14 protein-coding genes and 1 pseudogene are annotated in these 14389 nt (G+C 62.6%); 10 read left to right on the top strand and 5 right to left on the bottom strand.

What is annotated here, in order from left to right; translation table 11 throughout:
* Positions 1-345: HD domain-containing protein (locus KHO41_RS25985; RefSeq protein WP_211956132.1), on the bottom strand; the 345-nt coding region annotated here is incomplete at its 3' end.
* Between the two features lie 203 nt (positions 346-548).
* Between KHO41_RS25985 and KHO41_RS25990 the strand changes: the two genes are divergently transcribed.
* Complete coding sequence (locus tag KHO41_RS25990) at positions 549-1025, top strand: GNAT family N-acetyltransferase (protein ID WP_211956133.1); 477 nt, start codon at positions 549-551, stop codon at positions 1023-1025.
* 209 nt (positions 1026-1234) lie between these two features.
* Here KHO41_RS25990 and KHO41_RS25995 read toward each other — a convergent pair.
* Positions 1235-1536 (bottom strand): annotated as a pseudogene (locus KHO41_RS25995) (transposase); the annotation flags it as partial.
* Positions 1537-1552: 16 nt separating this feature from the next.
* On the opposite strand from KHO41_RS25995, the gene KHO41_RS26000 reads away from it, so the two are divergent.
* Positions 1553-1714, top strand: a complete 162-nt coding sequence (locus tag KHO41_RS26000) for a hypothetical protein (protein WP_211956216.1) — start codon at positions 1553-1555, stop codon at positions 1712-1714.
* Entirely contained in the window at positions 1714-2460 is a 747-nt protein-coding gene (locus KHO41_RS26005) for a helix-turn-helix transcriptional regulator (protein ID WP_211956134.1), read from the top strand. The genes KHO41_RS26000 and KHO41_RS26005 overlap by 1 nt, the downstream gene beginning before the upstream one ends.
* Before the next feature lie 202 nt (positions 2461-2662).
* On the opposite strand, the gene KHO41_RS26010 is transcribed toward KHO41_RS26005, so the two are convergent.
* Both KHO41_RS26010 and KHO41_RS26015 read right to left on the bottom strand, forming a co-directional pair.
* Entirely contained in the window at positions 2663-3460 is a 798-nt protein-coding gene (locus KHO41_RS26010) for an IclR family transcriptional regulator (protein WP_211956135.1), read from the bottom strand.
* Between the two features lie 2 nt (positions 3461-3462).
* Positions 3463-4245: an IclR family transcriptional regulator gene (locus tag KHO41_RS26015; RefSeq protein ID WP_211956136.1), complete on the bottom strand. Its 783-nt coding sequence runs from the start codon at positions 4243-4245 to the stop codon at positions 3463-3465.
* Between the two features lie 150 nt (positions 4246-4395).
* On the opposite strand from KHO41_RS26015, the gene KHO41_RS26020 reads away from it, so the two are divergent.
* The 4 genes from KHO41_RS26020 to KHO41_RS26035 are packed head-to-tail and all read left to right on the top strand — an operon-like array spanning position 4396 to position 9013.
* Positions 4396-5553 carry an acyl-CoA dehydrogenase family protein gene (locus KHO41_RS26020; protein WP_211956137.1) on the top strand — a complete coding sequence of 386 codons (1158 nt, stop codon included), beginning with the start codon at positions 4396-4398 and terminating at the stop codon, positions 5551-5553.
* 39 nt (positions 5554-5592) lie between these two features.
* Positions 5593-6579 carry a tripartite tricarboxylate transporter substrate binding protein gene (locus KHO41_RS26025; RefSeq protein WP_211956138.1) on the top strand — a complete coding sequence of 329 codons (987 nt, stop codon included), beginning with the start codon at positions 5593-5595 and terminating at the stop codon, positions 6577-6579.
* 17 nt (positions 6580-6596) lie between these two features.
* Positions 6597-7754: an acyl-CoA dehydrogenase family protein gene (locus tag KHO41_RS26030; RefSeq protein WP_211956139.1), complete on the top strand. Its 1158-nt coding sequence runs from the start codon at positions 6597-6599 to the stop codon at positions 7752-7754.
* 14 nt (positions 7755-7768) lie between these two features.
* Positions 7769-9013, top strand: coding sequence for a CaiB/BaiF CoA transferase family protein (locus KHO41_RS26035; RefSeq protein ID WP_211956140.1), 1245 nt, complete (start codon positions 7769-7771; stop codon positions 9011-9013).
* Positions 9014-9276: 263 nt separating this feature from the next.
* Here the strand turns inward: KHO41_RS26035 and KHO41_RS26040 are convergent, their stop codons facing one another.
* Positions 9277-11040, bottom strand: coding sequence for a response regulator (locus KHO41_RS26040; protein WP_211956141.1), 1764 nt, complete (start codon positions 11038-11040; stop codon positions 9277-9279).
* A gap of 209 nt (positions 11041-11249) precedes the next feature.
* On the opposite strand from KHO41_RS26040, the gene KHO41_RS26045 reads away from it, so the two are divergent.
* The 3 genes from KHO41_RS26045 to KHO41_RS26055 all read left to right on the top strand — a co-directional run bounded on the left by KHO41_RS26045 (position 11250) and on the right by KHO41_RS26055 (position 14314).
* On the top strand, positions 11250-11957 hold the full coding sequence (locus KHO41_RS26045; protein WP_211956142.1) for a DUF1269 domain-containing protein: 708 nt from the start codon (positions 11250-11252) through the stop codon (positions 11955-11957).
* Between the two features lie 636 nt (positions 11958-12593).
* Entirely contained in the window at positions 12594-13709 is a 1116-nt protein-coding gene (locus tag KHO41_RS26050; RefSeq protein WP_211956143.1) for a hypothetical protein, read from the top strand.
* 317 nt (positions 13710-14026) lie between these two features.
* Positions 14027-14314 (top strand): hypothetical protein, encoded by a 288-nt coding sequence (locus tag KHO41_RS26055; protein WP_211956217.1) that lies wholly within the window; start codon positions 14027-14029, stop codon positions 14312-14314.
* The last annotated feature ends 75 nt before the right edge of the window (positions 14315-14389 follow it).

Consider the following 14389-nt stretch of genomic DNA (forward strand, 5'->3'; position numbering starts at 1 on the left):
CCATAGTGTGACGAACTCTGCCTGGAGGCTCGGCGGAAGTGTCCTGGTCAGCTCGATAAGGTCTTTGCGCTCCTGCTCCGACTTGCCGACCGTACCGGCTTGCTCGGTTGCCGGAATGTCGCCGTGCAGTGCCTCGCCAAGATCATGGATGACACAGAGCCTCAAGAGCTTCGCGACGTCCACTGATCCGAGCTGATCCGCAAAGGTAATCGCCATCAGGCACAGGCGCCAGGTATGCTCGGCGGTGCTTTCTCGCCGCCCACTGGAAGTATGTGCGCTACGGAGGACGTTCTTCAGGCGCTCCGCTTCCTTGATAAAGGCAATGCGGCCAATCAACTCTTCCATGCTGTTTCTATATAGACAGGATCCTCGCAATTTTAACGCCAGGAATCCAACGGATGCGAGGGCTGGGTCATAACGGTTCGCCTGTACCGTCCAGCTGAGATCCATCATCAGTTGCTGTCGATGGCGAAGCGCGTTGGCTGAGCCAAAATTGGCAATTGTCGGCCAGTAACGGCCGCTCGACAATGTCGGACGATTTGCTGACAATGGGAACCATCGAACCGCTACCGCTTGCTGCGAAGTCCAAAGTGTTCTCGATCATTCAGTTATCTGTTCTTCCTCCGCAGATTGCCGATCTGGAACGGGAGGCTTCAGCGCAAGGGTTCAACTTTGTCAGGCGTTTGACAGACGAGTGGCGCACCGGAATCAATCGGTTCGACAAACCGGGCGAGTGTCTGCTCGGAGTCATTGGCAACGGAACCCTCATAGGAATCGGAGGTTTAAACGTTGACCCCTACGCCGCAGACGGATTTACCGCGCGTCTGCGTCGGCTCTACATTGCAAAGGCCTTTCGGCGTCGGGGTATCGGCGAAGCCCTCGTTGCTGAGCTTCTTCAGAAGGCATCGCTACATTTCCGTCAAGTACGGCTTTCAACAGATACTGAATCCGCCGCTGCCTTCTATTTGCGGCTGGGCTTTAGCGCGGTTGAAGACGAATCAGCCACCCACGTGAAAGTGGTGTGAGACCGCTCTGAAGACCGGATGGCTCTTATGGGTCGAGGCCGTGTGGAAACGCCTTTCGAATCGCATCAATGCATGTGACCACTGAGCGGAGCCTGCTTTTATCGAATTTTTGGCCAATCCGGTCGCGGGGCGATGTCGAAACCGGTACGAACAACGCTAGCGGGCTGCTGAGGGCGATTCTCAGCCCATTTTTAGGCGTAAATGGGTGCTTACGCACCCACCAGGCGCATGGCCTTCATCGTTTTCGAGAACCCGAGAATTCGAAGGACGCGCTTCAGGTTGTACGCCAGAACATGCAGGCTCATTTCAGTAGCTACATTCGGTAACTTGCGGGTCAGGAAGTGCGTGTACCCCATCCAATGTTTGAAGGTGCCGAAGACATGCTCGACGGTTCGCCTGCGACCGTCATTGCATCGGGAGTCTTGTCGAGCCGGCGCTGGACGGCTTCTAGTACTTCCTCGTGCTCCCATCGGGAGATCCGTCGTTGTGAGCTCGGCGTGCACTGAGCCTTCGACCAGGCCGCGCAAATGCTGGAAGGACGCCTGTCCATCATCCCGGCATCGGGCTTTGGCGACGGCATTCGCATGGCCTATACGATTGCCGCGCGGCTGGATACCGGCAAGGGAATGCCGAGCGGGCCAACGAACTGCTCGAACAGGCTGCATCGATCGCCCATGGCCTCGGCCTGATGCATCTGGAGGTTGGCGTGCTGCTCGAACGGCAACGCCTGATGCTGCACGAAAACCGGCTGTGGGAGGCGCAGGCCTGCGCAAAGCGCATCGAGCAGATCACCGGGCCCGGACACGCCGATGCGGCATTCGCCGACGACCTTGCCATCATGGCGTCGCTCGCGCGCAGCCACCTTGATCTTGCCGATGGCCGCCCGGCCGAAGCGGCGGCAACGTTCCGCCACTGGAAAGAACACGCATCCGCGCGCGGTGACTACCACCTCGCCATGGCGTGCGCGGCGATGCGGGCCATTGCAAGCGACGCCGCAGGCGACACCGATGCGGCTCATGACGCGCTCTCTCAATATTTCGAACTCGCCGGACCGCATGGACTGAGGGCGACGTTGCTTGACACCGGCGCCGCACTGGAACCCTTGCTGAAGTCGTACTCGACCGGCGTAGCTGTCAGCCGCCTCTCGCCGCCAGCTTCAACGCTATTCCGGGCAACCATCTCCCCCCATGATCGAGAGGACCCTGCCACCATCGCCGTGGCCGGCACGGTCCTGAGTCCGCGCGAACGCGACATCCTCGCGCTGATCGCACAGGACAAGTCCAACAAGGAAATCTCGCGCCTGCTGAGCATCGCGCCAGAGACCGTCAAGACGCACGTCAAACACATCTTCGGCAAGCTGGAAGTGAACAGGCGCACCCACGCAGTGAAGCGCGCAGCATTGCTACGGCTGTTGCCGGAAGTCGGACGGACGTAGAGACTGGCCGACACCTGGGGTACCGAACCCCAGGAGAAGTCGCTGCCGAATACCGTAGACGGAAGGCTGCGGTAAGCAGCCAGCTAATACACTGATCCGTACAATGCCGGCCTGCGCACCGCTACTCTATGGCCCAGTCAACCTCCGCGCCATGAAAGATTTCCGCGTCAGGTATGAATGGATTGGTCGCCGAATCCCGGCATCAGGCCATGGCAACGAGCCCCATGGCCGACTCGATACTGCGTGCCAGGCCCAGCAGGCCAGGAGCAACTCTGCGCTCGACGATACCAAACGATTCCTGCCCGACCGGTACACCACAGTTAAGAACAAAGTGCATGCCATGGATCGGCTTGCAGAGCGGAACCGCGAGCCCGTATCCGTCATGCCGCCACTCAGCGCGGTTGGTGCAATAGCCCTTTGAGGCAAGGCTTTCTCGTGCACGTGCCAGCAGCGGCAACGCGCGGCTGACAGCATCGGCGTCGGCGAGCCTGAGCCGGTTCAATACCGCATCGCGTTCACCGGCCGGCGCATGGCACAACCAGGCGCGGCCCATGGCGGTGGTCAGCATGGGAAGGCCGGCGCCGATGTCCGGCGTCAGCAGCAGGTTGTCTGTAGACCGCGCAGTCTCGATGTAGATCATCTGGATACGATCGCGCAGCCCTAGCGACACGGCGCCGCCGATCTGGTCGGCCAGTGCCTTCATCATGGGCCGCGCGACCTGCCGGACAGGCAGGCCAGCCAGCAGCGGATAACTCATCGCCAGCGCCGGCGCCCCAAGCCGGTATTTGGCCTGCGCCCGATCATGGCGCAGAAAGCCCAGCAGCGTCAGGGTATGCGTGAGCCGCGACACGGCCGACTTCGACAATCCCGTGCGCTGGACGAAGTCCCGGTTGCCAAGCATGGCATCGCCCACACGAAAGGCGAGCAGGATATCCAGCCCATGAGACAAGGTGGTTGCAAACTGGCGATCGCGCCCGACGTCATCATTCGTGACAGCCATGTTCAGAACTCCGCAAGCATGTGTTCGACCTGTGCGACAAGGCCCCGCAGCAGAGGCCCCACCTTGCGCTCGAGCTGCCCCGGTCGCAGGCGTGCCGCGGGAACCCCACAGTTGAAGATGAGGAACTCGCCGTCGATGCGCGTCTTCATCGGCACGGCCACGGCGTGAATATCGGACTGCCAGTCGCCGTGCGAACGGCAGAAACCCAGTCGGGCGAGATCCTGCACGGCGGCCTCGACCGCTCCCGAGTACCGTCGCCACAGTTCGGGCTCGGCATCGCGCAGCGCCGCCAGCACGCCTTCCCGTTCCGCCGGAGCTGCCTGCGCCAGCCAGGCCCGTCCCATGGCGGTGCCCAGCATCGGCAGCGCAGCACCGATATCCGGACGGAACAAGGCCGCGTCATGACCGCGACTGGTCTCGACGTAGACCATCTGCAAGCGATCACGCATGCCCAGCGACACCGAGCCGCCCATCTGGTCCGCCAGTGATTGCATCGACGGTCTCGCCAGTTGCCGCACACGCAAGTTGGCCAGCAGCGGATAGCTGAGAGAGAGCGCTGTCGACCCGAGCTGATAGCGCCGCATGGACGGATCGTAGTGCAGCAGGCCGCGTGCAGCCAGCGTGTAGGTCAGGCGGGTAATCGTCGATTTCGACAGGCCCGTGCGTTCTGCCAGGTCCTTGTTGGTCAGCGAAGGCTCGCCCGCGCGGAAGCATTGCAGTACCGCCAGCCCGTGCGCGAGCGTGGTGGCGAAGGCCGGATCGGGGTGATGTGGACTTGGAGGCATGGGGGCGCCTGTGTGCAATGGCTTGCACGCATATTACCTCCCGCTGTCCCATCTGCCGACGCAAACGTCCAAGATAGCGAAACTCCGGTCGGCATTACGCGCCTGCCCCGTTAGGCTTTTCCGGACACCACACCGAGAGCGGGGGACGAAATGATCCGGGACGCAGAAGGATTCGAGATTTTCCTGGCTGGCTTGCGCCGCTTTGTACGCGATCGCCTGATTCCGCGCGAAGCGGAGGTTGCGGAGCGCGACGAAGTGCCCGACGCGCTCGTCGGCGAGATGGCGGCGCAAGGCATGTTTGGCTATTCCATCCCGGAGGCCTACGGTGGCGCCGGGATGACCATGGAAGAACTGGCGCTGGCTGCCATGGAGCTGTCGCAATGCTCGGTGGCATTTCGCGCACGAGTCGGCACCAACACCGGCATCGGTTCCGAGGCGCTGGTGGCGGACGGCACGCCGGATCAGCGGCAGCGCTACCTGCCCTTGCTGGCCAGCGGAGCACTCACCGGCGCCTTCGCCCTGACGGAGCCCGGAGCCGGCTCCGACGCCACATCCCTGCAGACCTCAGCCGTGCGCGATGGCGACCGCTATGTGCTGAACGGCAGCAAGTGCTTCATCACCAACGCGCCGATCGCAGGGCTGTTCACCGTGATGGCGCGCACCGATCCCGCCGTCGCGGGCGCCAACGGCATTTCGGCTTTCCTCGTAGAGCGGCATACCGCCGGCCTGTCCACGGGGCAGCCATACCAAAAGATGGGACAGGCCGGTTCGCCGGTGTCCGAGGTGCACTTCAACGATTGCCGCGTGCCGGCTGCCAATCTGGTCGGCGGCATCGAGGGGCGAGGCTTCACGACGACCATGAAGGTGCTCAACAAGCAGCGCATCCACCTTGCGGCGTTGTGCGTCGGCCCTGCCATCCGGATGCTGGACGAAGCCGTGCGCTTTGTCTCTGGCCGCCAGCAGTTCGGCCAGGCGCTATCCGGCTTCCAGCTCGTACAGGCCATGATCGCCGACTGCCAGACCGAAATCCACGCCGCCCGCGCGTTGGTACTCGATACCGCCCGCCGCCGCGACAACGGCGAAGACGTGACGATGGAAGCGTCAATCTCCAAGTACTTCGCATCGGAGATGTGCGGCCGCGTGGCGGACCGCTGCGTGCAGATGTTCGGCGGCTATGGGTACATCGCAGACTTTGGCATCGAGCGGTTCTACCGCGACGTCCGCCTGTTCCGTCTCTACGAGGGCACCAGCCAGATTCACCAGCTCAATATTGCCAAACGCACCCTTGCACGCGTCAATGGCCAGTAAGGCGGGCTTGCGACCCGCGCAGACAGAAACGGAGACACCATGCTGAGATTCCTTGCCGCGGCCATTGCCCTTTTCGGAGCCATGACCTCCCCTTCCCTTCACGCCGCGGCCGCCGGTGCCGAAGCGCCGTATCCCAACAAACTGATCCGCCTGGTCGTACCGTTCGCGCCAGGCGGATCGACCGATACCGTTGCGCGGCTGTTGGCCGAACGCCTGCGCATTGCGCTCGGCCAGACCGTGATCGTCGAAAACCGGCCGGGTGCGGGCGGCAATATCGGCGGCGACGCCGTTGCCAAGGCGGCTCCAGACGGCTACACGCTGCTATTGGCCGCAGCCGGGCCCACAGTCATCAATCCGAGCCTCTATCGCAAGCTGCCCTATAGCCCGACGCGCGACCTCGCGCCGGTGACGATGCTGGTGCATGAACCAAGCCTGCTGGCCGTGAATGCCGCGCTGCCCGTGCACAACGTGCGCGATCTCATCTCTTACGCCAAGGCACGGCCAGACCAGCTCAGTTTCGGTTCGGCGGGCAATGGCACGCCTGCGCAGCTTGCCGGCGAACTGCTGAACCAGCTCGCGGGCCTGCATCTGCAGCATGTGCCGTACAAGGGCACCGGTCCGGCCATCGCCGACCTGCTCGCCGGGCAGATCACTCTGGTGATCGACAACATTCCGCCGCTGATGCCGCACGTGCAATCCGGCAAGCTGCGCGCCCTTGCAGTGGCCAGCGACAAGCGCTCCGCAGCGCTGCCGAATGTACCGACAGCCGAGGAGTCCGGCCTCAAGGGCTTCGTCATCTCCGGCTGGAAAGGTGTGATGGTGCCCGCCGGCACGCCAAGGCCGATCATCGACAAGCTGCACGATGCCATCGTGCGCATCCTGGCGGACCCGCAGATGCGCAAGCGTCTGCAGGATCTCGGGGCGGAGCCGGTCGGCAACACGCCGGAGCAGTTCGCGCAGCAGATCCGGACAGACACGGCGTGGTGGTCGTCGCTCGTGAAATCCACCCATACCACGCTCGACTGAACCGACGGAACAGAATCATGCATCGAAATCTGGCAGAACTCCGGCAAGCCGTACGTTCCTTCGTGGAAAGGCATGCCATCCCGCTCGAAAGTCCTGCGCTCGCCCACGACGTGGATGCCCTGGATGACGCGACGAGCCGCCTGCAGGTCCTCGCTCGCGAAGCCGGTATTTATGGTCCTCAGCTTCCACGTGAACTTGGCGGACTGGGCCTGACGTGGCAGGAGCGCGCCGAGATACTCGAAGAAGCAGGCCGCAGCTTCCTGGGCGCGCCGGCACTCAACTGCGCGCCGCCGGACCAGCCCAATATGATCAACCTGATCCGGCATGGCACGCCCACGCAGCGGGAGAAGTACCTGATGCCGCTCCTGCAAGGAACGATCCGCTCCTGCTTTGCCATGACCGAGCCGGCGCCCGGCGCGGGATCTGACCCCGGCATGCTGCGGACGACTGCGGTGCGCGACGCGTCCGGAAGGTGGGAAATCAACGGCCACAAGTGGTTCATCAGCGGCGCCGTTGGCGCAGCGTTCGCCATTGTGCTGGCGAGCACGGGCGATGGCGCGACGCTGTTCATCGTCGACGCGGACAACCCCGGATACCGGCTCGTACGTAATATTCCGGGCATGGACGGATATCAGGTAGGCGGGCACGGCGAGATCGTGCTCGAGCGCTGCGTGGTCAGCGACGCGGACGTGCTGGGAGAAGTCGGCAAAGGCTTCGCCTACGCCCAGGAGCGCCTGGAGCCGGCCCGCCTGTCTCACTGCATGCGCTTTATCGGGCGCGCCTCCAGGGCGATGGAAATCGCGCAGGACTATGCGGCGCAGCGTGAGTCGTTCGGGCAGCGGCTGGCCGACCTGCAGCAGGTCCAGGCCATGGTCGCCGACGCTCACATCGACCTGCACGCCTGCCGACTGATGGTCCTGGACTGCGCCCGCAAGATGGACGCGGGCGAGTCGGTGAAGCACGAATCCGCCATGACCAAGATCTTCGTTTCGGAGGCGGTCTGGCGGGTGGCCGACCGCGCCGTCCAGATCATGGGTGCCCTCGGTATCTCCGACGACACACCGGTGTCGATGATTCAGCGCGAACTGCGCCCGTTCCGCATCTATGACGGCGCCTCCGAACTCCATCGCGCCACCCTCGCGCGGCGCATCTTTCAGCAATCCCTGCGGCCTTGAGACCGGGGCAATCCATGACATCCATCCAATCTTCCCCGCAGAACGGCAAGCATACGGGACCGGCGGGACCGCTGACTGGTATCCGCATTCTCGACATGGCCACGGTAGTCGCCGCGCCGTTCTCCTGCACGTTGTGCGCCGACATGGGCGCGGACGTCGTCAAGCTGGAATTGCCCGATGGCTCCGACCCGCTGCGCGGGCTGGCACCGGTGAAAGGCGATCTGCCGCTCTACTGGAAAGTCACCAACCGGGGCAAGCGCGGGATCACGCTCGACGTACGCAAGCCGGAAGGCCGCGCGCTGTTCCTGAAGATGCTTCCGCAGTTCGACGTACTGGTGGAAAATTTTCGCACCGGCACGCTCGACCGCTGGGGCCTTGACCTGGCCACGCTCCACGCCGCGAACCCGTCGCTGAGCGTGCTGCGCCTGACGGGCTTCGGCCAGACTGGTCCCTATGCTCGCCGGGCAGGATTCGCCCGCATCTTCGAAGCAATGAGCGGGTTCACCAACCTTTGCGGTGAACCAGAGGGATCGCCTCTGCATATGAATTATCCGATGGGTGACATGATTGCCGGCCTGTTTGGTGCCTTCGCCATCGCCAGCGCCATGACGGAACGGCGGCGGCCGGGCAATGAGGCCATGCCGGGGCGCGAGATCGACCTTGCCGCCACCGAGGCCCTTTTCCGCCTGCTGGAGCCGCTTGCGGTCGAATACGAGCAGCTTGGCGTGGTGCGGCAGCGATCCGGCAACCGCGCCAGCTACACCGCCCCCTCCAACATGTATGCAACGGCGGACGGCGAGTGGGTATCGGTGGTGGCTTCGTCGGAGCCCATCTTCCAGCGCCTGTGCGCGGCCATGGGCCAGCCTGAGTTGGCAAGCGATCCGCGATTCCGCACCAACCCGCTGCGCACCCGTCATCTCGGCGAGATCGACGAAATCGTGGCGGCCTGGTTCCGCAGCCAGCGTTATGAGGCAATTGCGGAAGTGCTGACCGCAAGCGAGGTTCCCTTCAGCAAGACGTTTTCGATCGCGGACATTGTTCAGGATCCGCATTTCACGGAACGCAACGCAATCGTCCGTCTTCCCGACCCGGAACTTGGCAGCGTGCCGGCGCCGTGTGCCGTCCCGCGCTTCTCTCGGGACACCTGGACGCCACCACGATCTGGCCCGGTACTGGGCGAGCACAACGGAGACTTCTATCGTGGCCTGGGTCTCGGTGACGACGAACTAGCGGCGTTGCGCGCCGCCTCCGTCATCTAGCCCGTCATGGAAGCTTGGGCTGAAGAGACCGCTTGAAAGGCATGATCGTGCTCGCCGCCGCAGAATTCCCCTGTTGACACTACCCGCATGGCGGCACGCTTCTCGAAAAGGCCGGTGAGGGATTGGTCGACCTGCGCCGTCACGATAGACAATATCTGCGAGCTGGCACGGCGACGTCTGGCGGTGCGTCGACGGCCAGGCAGATAGTCGGGTGGGTGGAATGAAGCGCCCCGGACACACGAAACGTTCAACACATCACCAAATCAACGCTTTCCGCCCAGCGCGGCAGCAGCTTTTGGCATCAGCGATTTAAGCTGCAAATGGACCGACGAATCCGTATCGGCCATCACCAGCACTTCGCCCTGAATAGCCTTGGCGAGATCCCTCGCCGCGTTGATCGCGGACGCCCGTTGGGCCCGACGCGATGCGCCGCGAGAGGTTCCGGTACACCGGATGTCCAGCCTGACCTCCACCAGCGCGCGGCCCATGGCGCTGCTTTGAAGCGCCAGTTCCACGGCGTCCGCGTCCAGCGCTGTGACGACCGGCGCGACGAGATCCGTCACGACGAGGCAGTAGTGGACCTGATCCAGCCAGACATTGGGAACCCGTGTTCCAGTCGTATCGAACGATATCCGGGGCCGCCCGCCGTCAAACCGGTCCGCCAGCCGTTCCGCGAGTCTGCCCGCAAAGGCTGAAAGATCGCAGGACTGCGCAATCGAGGCAGGAAGGTCCGCACCGATGCTCATTAGCGTCTGCAGCGTCTGAAATTCCGCGCGCAACGCGTTGGCCGCAGTAGCCATGCGCTTCAGCACGTCCTCACCTGCGCCGCTTCCAGGCAGTTCGCCTTGCAGGCGTTGAAGCGCCCGTTCGATTTCCTGGAGCGGCACCAGCGAATTCTCGACATGCTCTCTAAGGAGAGTACCGTAAGCGTGATGTGTCACCTCGGCACGCGCTTTCTCTTCACGCAAAGACTGAAACGCGGATTCCTGCTCTTCGATACCCGGGTTGCCACAAATCATGAATGCCGCTTCGCCCTCGGCGTCCCTGAGCGGAGCGCCCCAGAAGCGGGTCGCACGCGGCACACCATTCTCCGTTACCCACATGTCATGGCGAAAGGCGATTCCGAGCTTCACATGTTCCTGGTAGATCCGGTCAATCTCGGCCAGGTCAAGCGGATCAACGTTATCGAGATCGGTGAAGCGCGTACCGAGTATGTCGTCCATTTTCTGCTGGCGGCTTGAAATGAACGAATCGTTGGCAAACACAAGGCGCCCTTCCCGGTCGCGGATGAAGACTCCGCTTGGAATGGCATCGAGCACCTCTCTCAGAAGGGCGTGTTGCGCGCCTTCAAGGCCCCGGGTGATCGCCCCCACCTCGGGCGTGTCGCCCATCACTCCGGCTCCGAGCAGACCGTGGCGCTTGGCGACCTCTCCGAGTTCGATCAGGCTCTTGATCTTGAGCTTGCGGAACAGGCGCAGCTTGTACGTGCTGACAGTGCGGTCGCTGATGGACATCTCCTTCGCAATGGCACCGTTTGCATAGCCGTTCGCGAGGTAGTTCATCACGGTCACTTCGCGCGGAGAAAGGCTTTGGATCTGCGCCGACTCGACCCGCGAGTGCGTGCCGCCGGATCTCGGATGCGCAGCGTTCCCCGGGAAAAACGTGTGACCGCGTGCGATCGCCTGCAACGCAAGCGTCAGCTCGCCAAGATCATCCTGCTTGCTGACAAAGCCTGTCGCACCGGCTTGCCAGCAAAGGCTCACGAAGTGCTCGCTGTCCGCGGCGGTCAGCACCAGGATCTTCACCGTCTCGCCCCGTCTGCGCAGACGGCGAATGACTTCCAGGCCGCCGAGGCGCCTCAACCTCAACGCAAGTATCAGCAGGTCGGGCTTCAGCTCGAGCGTTCCCGACAACGCGTCAAGCCCGTCGGATACCTCCCGCACCACCTCGTAGTCCGACTGATCCAGCAATGTGCGGATAGCGTGCCGCATGGCCGGTTGTTCTTCGGCCAGGAGAACGCGATGCATGGCGCCCCTCCGTTTGACGTGCCAGCAGGTGAACTGCAAGCCTCATCAAAATGTAGTTCGATTCCTACGGCAAGTCCAGAAAGTGGTGATTTCGGATCCACAGCGGGACTTCCATAATGCATTGCATCAACGGCCGGCACCGGATCGGACCCAGAAGGACGGCTCCCGGGCAGGCGCGTTGAACTCACTCATTCCGTGAACTGGAGCAAATGATGGACAGGATGCTTGTAGTGGTATTTGACGATGAGACCCGTGCGTACGAAGGCAAGGTAGCGCTTCACGCGCTGGCGGACGAAGGCAGCGTCGGGATCTATGCAGAGGCTATCGTGACGAAGAACGCAGACGGTACCGCCGCGCTGAATCAGGTCGGTGATGCCACCTGCTTCGAAACCTTGACGGGAACGGTCGTTGGCAGCTTGATCGGTCTCCTCGCTGGCCCGGGCGGCATGGTGCTTGGCGCGGCCGCGGGCATGGGCCTGGGTGCTTGTTCGGACCTGAGCGACCTGTCGCTCGGTTCGGATTTCATCTCCGATGTCACAAACGCGATGACGCCTGGCAAGGTTGCGCTGGTTGCCGAAATCGAGGAGGAATGGACCACGCCTGTCGACCTTCGCATGGAAGCGCTCGGCGGTACGGTTCTCCGGCGTTCTGTCGCTGACGTGCGGGACAAGATCCACGACGAGCACGTGGCTGCCATGAAGGCTGACCTTGCCCAGATGAAGGCCGAGCATGCATGCGCCAAGGCGGATCGCAAGGCGAAGCTGCAGGCGAAGGTGGAAGGTCTGGAAGCCAAGGTCCAAACCCAGATGCAGAACGCCAGGCTGCGCCGTGATGCCGCTGCTGTCAAAGCCCAGGTGAAAGCGGACGTCATGGCCGTCCAGGCCGAGCGCGCGCGTGACCAGGTTGTCGAGGCTTGACGCCGCCAGCTCTTGCGCCCGCCAGCACCGGCCGACCCGGCAGCGGTGCACATGGCATCGGCACGTCGACCCGGTGTTCGACGCGCTGATGCCTGGTTTCGATTCACCGGATACCCATCATGAAGCTATCTACCCTCAGTGCTGCCGCGGCGCTTGCGTTCTCGGCATTTACCGGCGCATTTGCAGCCGCCCCCGCCCAACCGCCGCGCAATCCGTTCCTGGCAGATTCGAGCTACGCCATCGCCCACGCAAACTCAGCCCAGACCGACTCGACCGCCGATGCCGGGCCTGTCGGACCGTCGGCCACGCTGCGTAGCGACGAGATGCGCTACCAGGACCTGGGCATGTTCAACCTTGCATATCTCGTATCGAGCCCCTACGAGGACGGCAAGCGCGTGGTCTGGACCAACGGCAGCCAGTTCATGGCCAAGCTGGATGAGGAAACGTTCGACATCGTCTCGACCATCCGCATGCCCGGCGAAGACCACGCCGACAGCCTCACCCACGAGAACTTCATTCGCACCTTCGATTCACACCCTTCGTTCGACAAAGCCTGGGAGACGGTTCAGCAATCGGGATATCCGCCCATCTCCGGCGTATACACGATGCTGGACAAGGACAACCGACAACCAGTACGTGGTCGCGGGCAAGGGCTTCGTGCGCATCTATGGCGATGCCGCGCCTGGCGACTGGCGCTCCGGCATTGTCATGCGCGCCCAGTGGAATCAGCCAGCGGGCGTCACTGGCGAGTTCATCGGCATGAACATGACGTTTGACGGCCGCATCATCCTGGCCACGTCGGACGGCTATGTCGTGTCGCTGTCCCGAGACCTGAAAGATGCGCAATCGATACGCTTGCCCGGCGCGGACAAGGAAGTCCCGGCGCAGCCCAAGGGTGTCGGCTGGATTCGCAACAGCTTTGCCATTGACGAGCATGGCGGCATTTACATTGCCTCGCAGCACGAGTTGCACAAGGTCGTGTGGACCGGAGCCCGCCTTTCGGTGGACCAGAAGGATGGCGCATGGCAAGCCGCATACCGCAATTCGGGCGGGCGCGGGAGCGGATCGACCCCGACACTGGTCGGCTTTGGCAATGACCCCGACAAGCTGGTCGTCATCACGGATGGCGATACGCTGATGAACGTGACGGCGTTCTGGCGCGACGATATTCCGGCCGGATGGACAGCGTTGCCGGGCGCACCGTCACCGCGCATTGCTGGCATGCAGCCCGCGAGCTTTGGCGACCCGAAGCTCAAGGCCGCGCAGTCCGAACAATCTGTGGCGACGTCCGGATACGGCATGCTGGTCGTGAACAATGAGCCGCGCAATGTGCCGAAGCACATCCTGGACGACCGGCGCGCCAAGTCCATGTTTATCGGGTATCTGTCGTACCTGAAGCCCTATCAACCCTATGGCGCGCAGAAGTTCGAATGGGATCCGGCATCCAGAACACTGAAGTCTGCGTGGGTGAACCGCGATGTGTCGGATATCAATGGCGTCCCGTTCATTTCGACAGGCTCGAACATGGCGTACCTCTCCGGCGCACGGGATAACCAGTGGACCCTCGAGGGCATCGACTGGACGACCGGCAAGTCGGCATTCCACTACATACTCGGCGGAGCGCGATTCAACAGCTTCTATTCGCAACCCGCGATCGACTCTCGTGGCCGCGTCATGGTGAGTGGCCTGTATGGCGCACTGCGGATCTCGCCAAACCCTCGCGGCTCGGCGACGGCCACACGCAAGCCCTAAGTCACATCGAACTCCACCGACGCGGAGCAATAGGGCGCAATCATTCCGTGTAGGTTCTTCCGCAATTAGTCTTGTCCGTCATCGCTTCCGATGACGCAGCGTTGGGAACGATTTCATAAGCTTACGAGCAACCCGAATTCCTGGATAGAACCGAGGTGCGCAGTGAGTAACTGACGTTCCGTCGAGCCGGATGTCGGGTAACGGCCGAAAGCTAGCCAACTCAGTCATTCACGGTCAACAAGGCAACGAGTGCAATAGTTTCTGCGAGAGGCGGGCTAGTTGACTCGCAGTCTGCCGCCACCGATACGGAGCCGCTGATGAATCCTGATCCCCTTCTGCGCACAACTTGCCGACATATTCTTGCCATTGGCGCACTTACATTCTGCGCTGTCGCACATTGCGAGCCGACGGCAACGCCGGAACAGAAATTCCCGCCGGGCTACCTGGAAGCTTGCTCAACCGGTTACGACAACGGTCAGGCCGCCCAAGCGCCTGCTTCAGACAAGACGCAAGTCATGACACTTGGCGCGGTGCTCCGGACCTCGCTTGGTGCCCAGCCTCCAACACCGAGTTCTTCGCCAAGCAAAACGAAGAACGGGAAGTGACTAAGCGGATTTCAGCATTGGCGACTGTCGTCCCCCGAGTCTTCGCTATCGCAGAAACGATAGCTTCGACACTAT

The organism is Cupriavidus numazuensis, from assembly GCF_905397435.1.
Taxonomy (GTDB): domain Bacteria; phylum Pseudomonadota; class Gammaproteobacteria; order Burkholderiales; family Burkholderiaceae; genus Cupriavidus; species Cupriavidus numazuensis.

Excerpts from the sequence above, each read along its gene's own strand:
- KHO41_RS26015 (WP_211956136.1), bottom strand. The coding sequence starts at position 4,245 with ATGCCTCCAAGTCCACATCACCCCGATCCGGCCTTCGCCACCACGCTC.
- KHO41_RS25990 (WP_211956133.1), top strand. The coding sequence starts at position 549 with ATGGGAACCATCGAACCGCTACCGCTTGCTGCGAAGTCCAAAGTGTTC.
- KHO41_RS26030 (WP_211956139.1), top strand. The coding sequence starts at position 6,597 with ATGCATCGAAATCTGGCAGAACTCCGGCAAGCCGTACGTTCCTTCGTG.
- KHO41_RS26005 (WP_211956134.1), top strand. The coding sequence starts at position 1,714 with ATGCATCTGGAGGTTGGCGTGCTGCTCGAACGGCAACGCCTGATGCTG.
- KHO41_RS26055 (WP_211956217.1), top strand. The coding sequence starts at position 14,027 with ATGAATCCTGATCCCCTTCTGCGCACAACTTGCCGACATATTCTTGCC.
- KHO41_RS26020 (WP_211956137.1), top strand. The coding sequence starts at position 4,396 with ATGATCCGGGACGCAGAAGGATTCGAGATTTTCCTGGCTGGCTTGCGC.
- KHO41_RS26040 (WP_211956141.1), bottom strand. The coding sequence starts at position 11,040 with ATGCATCGCGTTCTCCTGGCCGAAGAACAACCGGCCATGCGGCACGCT.
- KHO41_RS26010 (WP_211956135.1), bottom strand. The coding sequence starts at position 3,460 with ATGGCTGTCACGAATGATGACGTCGGGCGCGATCGCCAGTTTGCAACC.
- KHO41_RS26045 (WP_211956142.1), top strand. The coding sequence starts at position 11,250 with ATGATGGACAGGATGCTTGTAGTGGTATTTGACGATGAGACCCGTGCG.
- KHO41_RS26025 (WP_211956138.1), top strand. The coding sequence starts at position 5,593 with ATGCTGAGATTCCTTGCCGCGGCCATTGCCCTTTTCGGAGCCATGACC.
- KHO41_RS26000 (WP_211956216.1), top strand. The coding sequence starts at position 1,553 with ATGCTGGAAGGACGCCTGTCCATCATCCCGGCATCGGGCTTTGGCGAC.
- KHO41_RS26035 (WP_211956140.1), top strand. The coding sequence starts at position 7,769 with ATGACATCCATCCAATCTTCCCCGCAGAACGGCAAGCATACGGGACCG.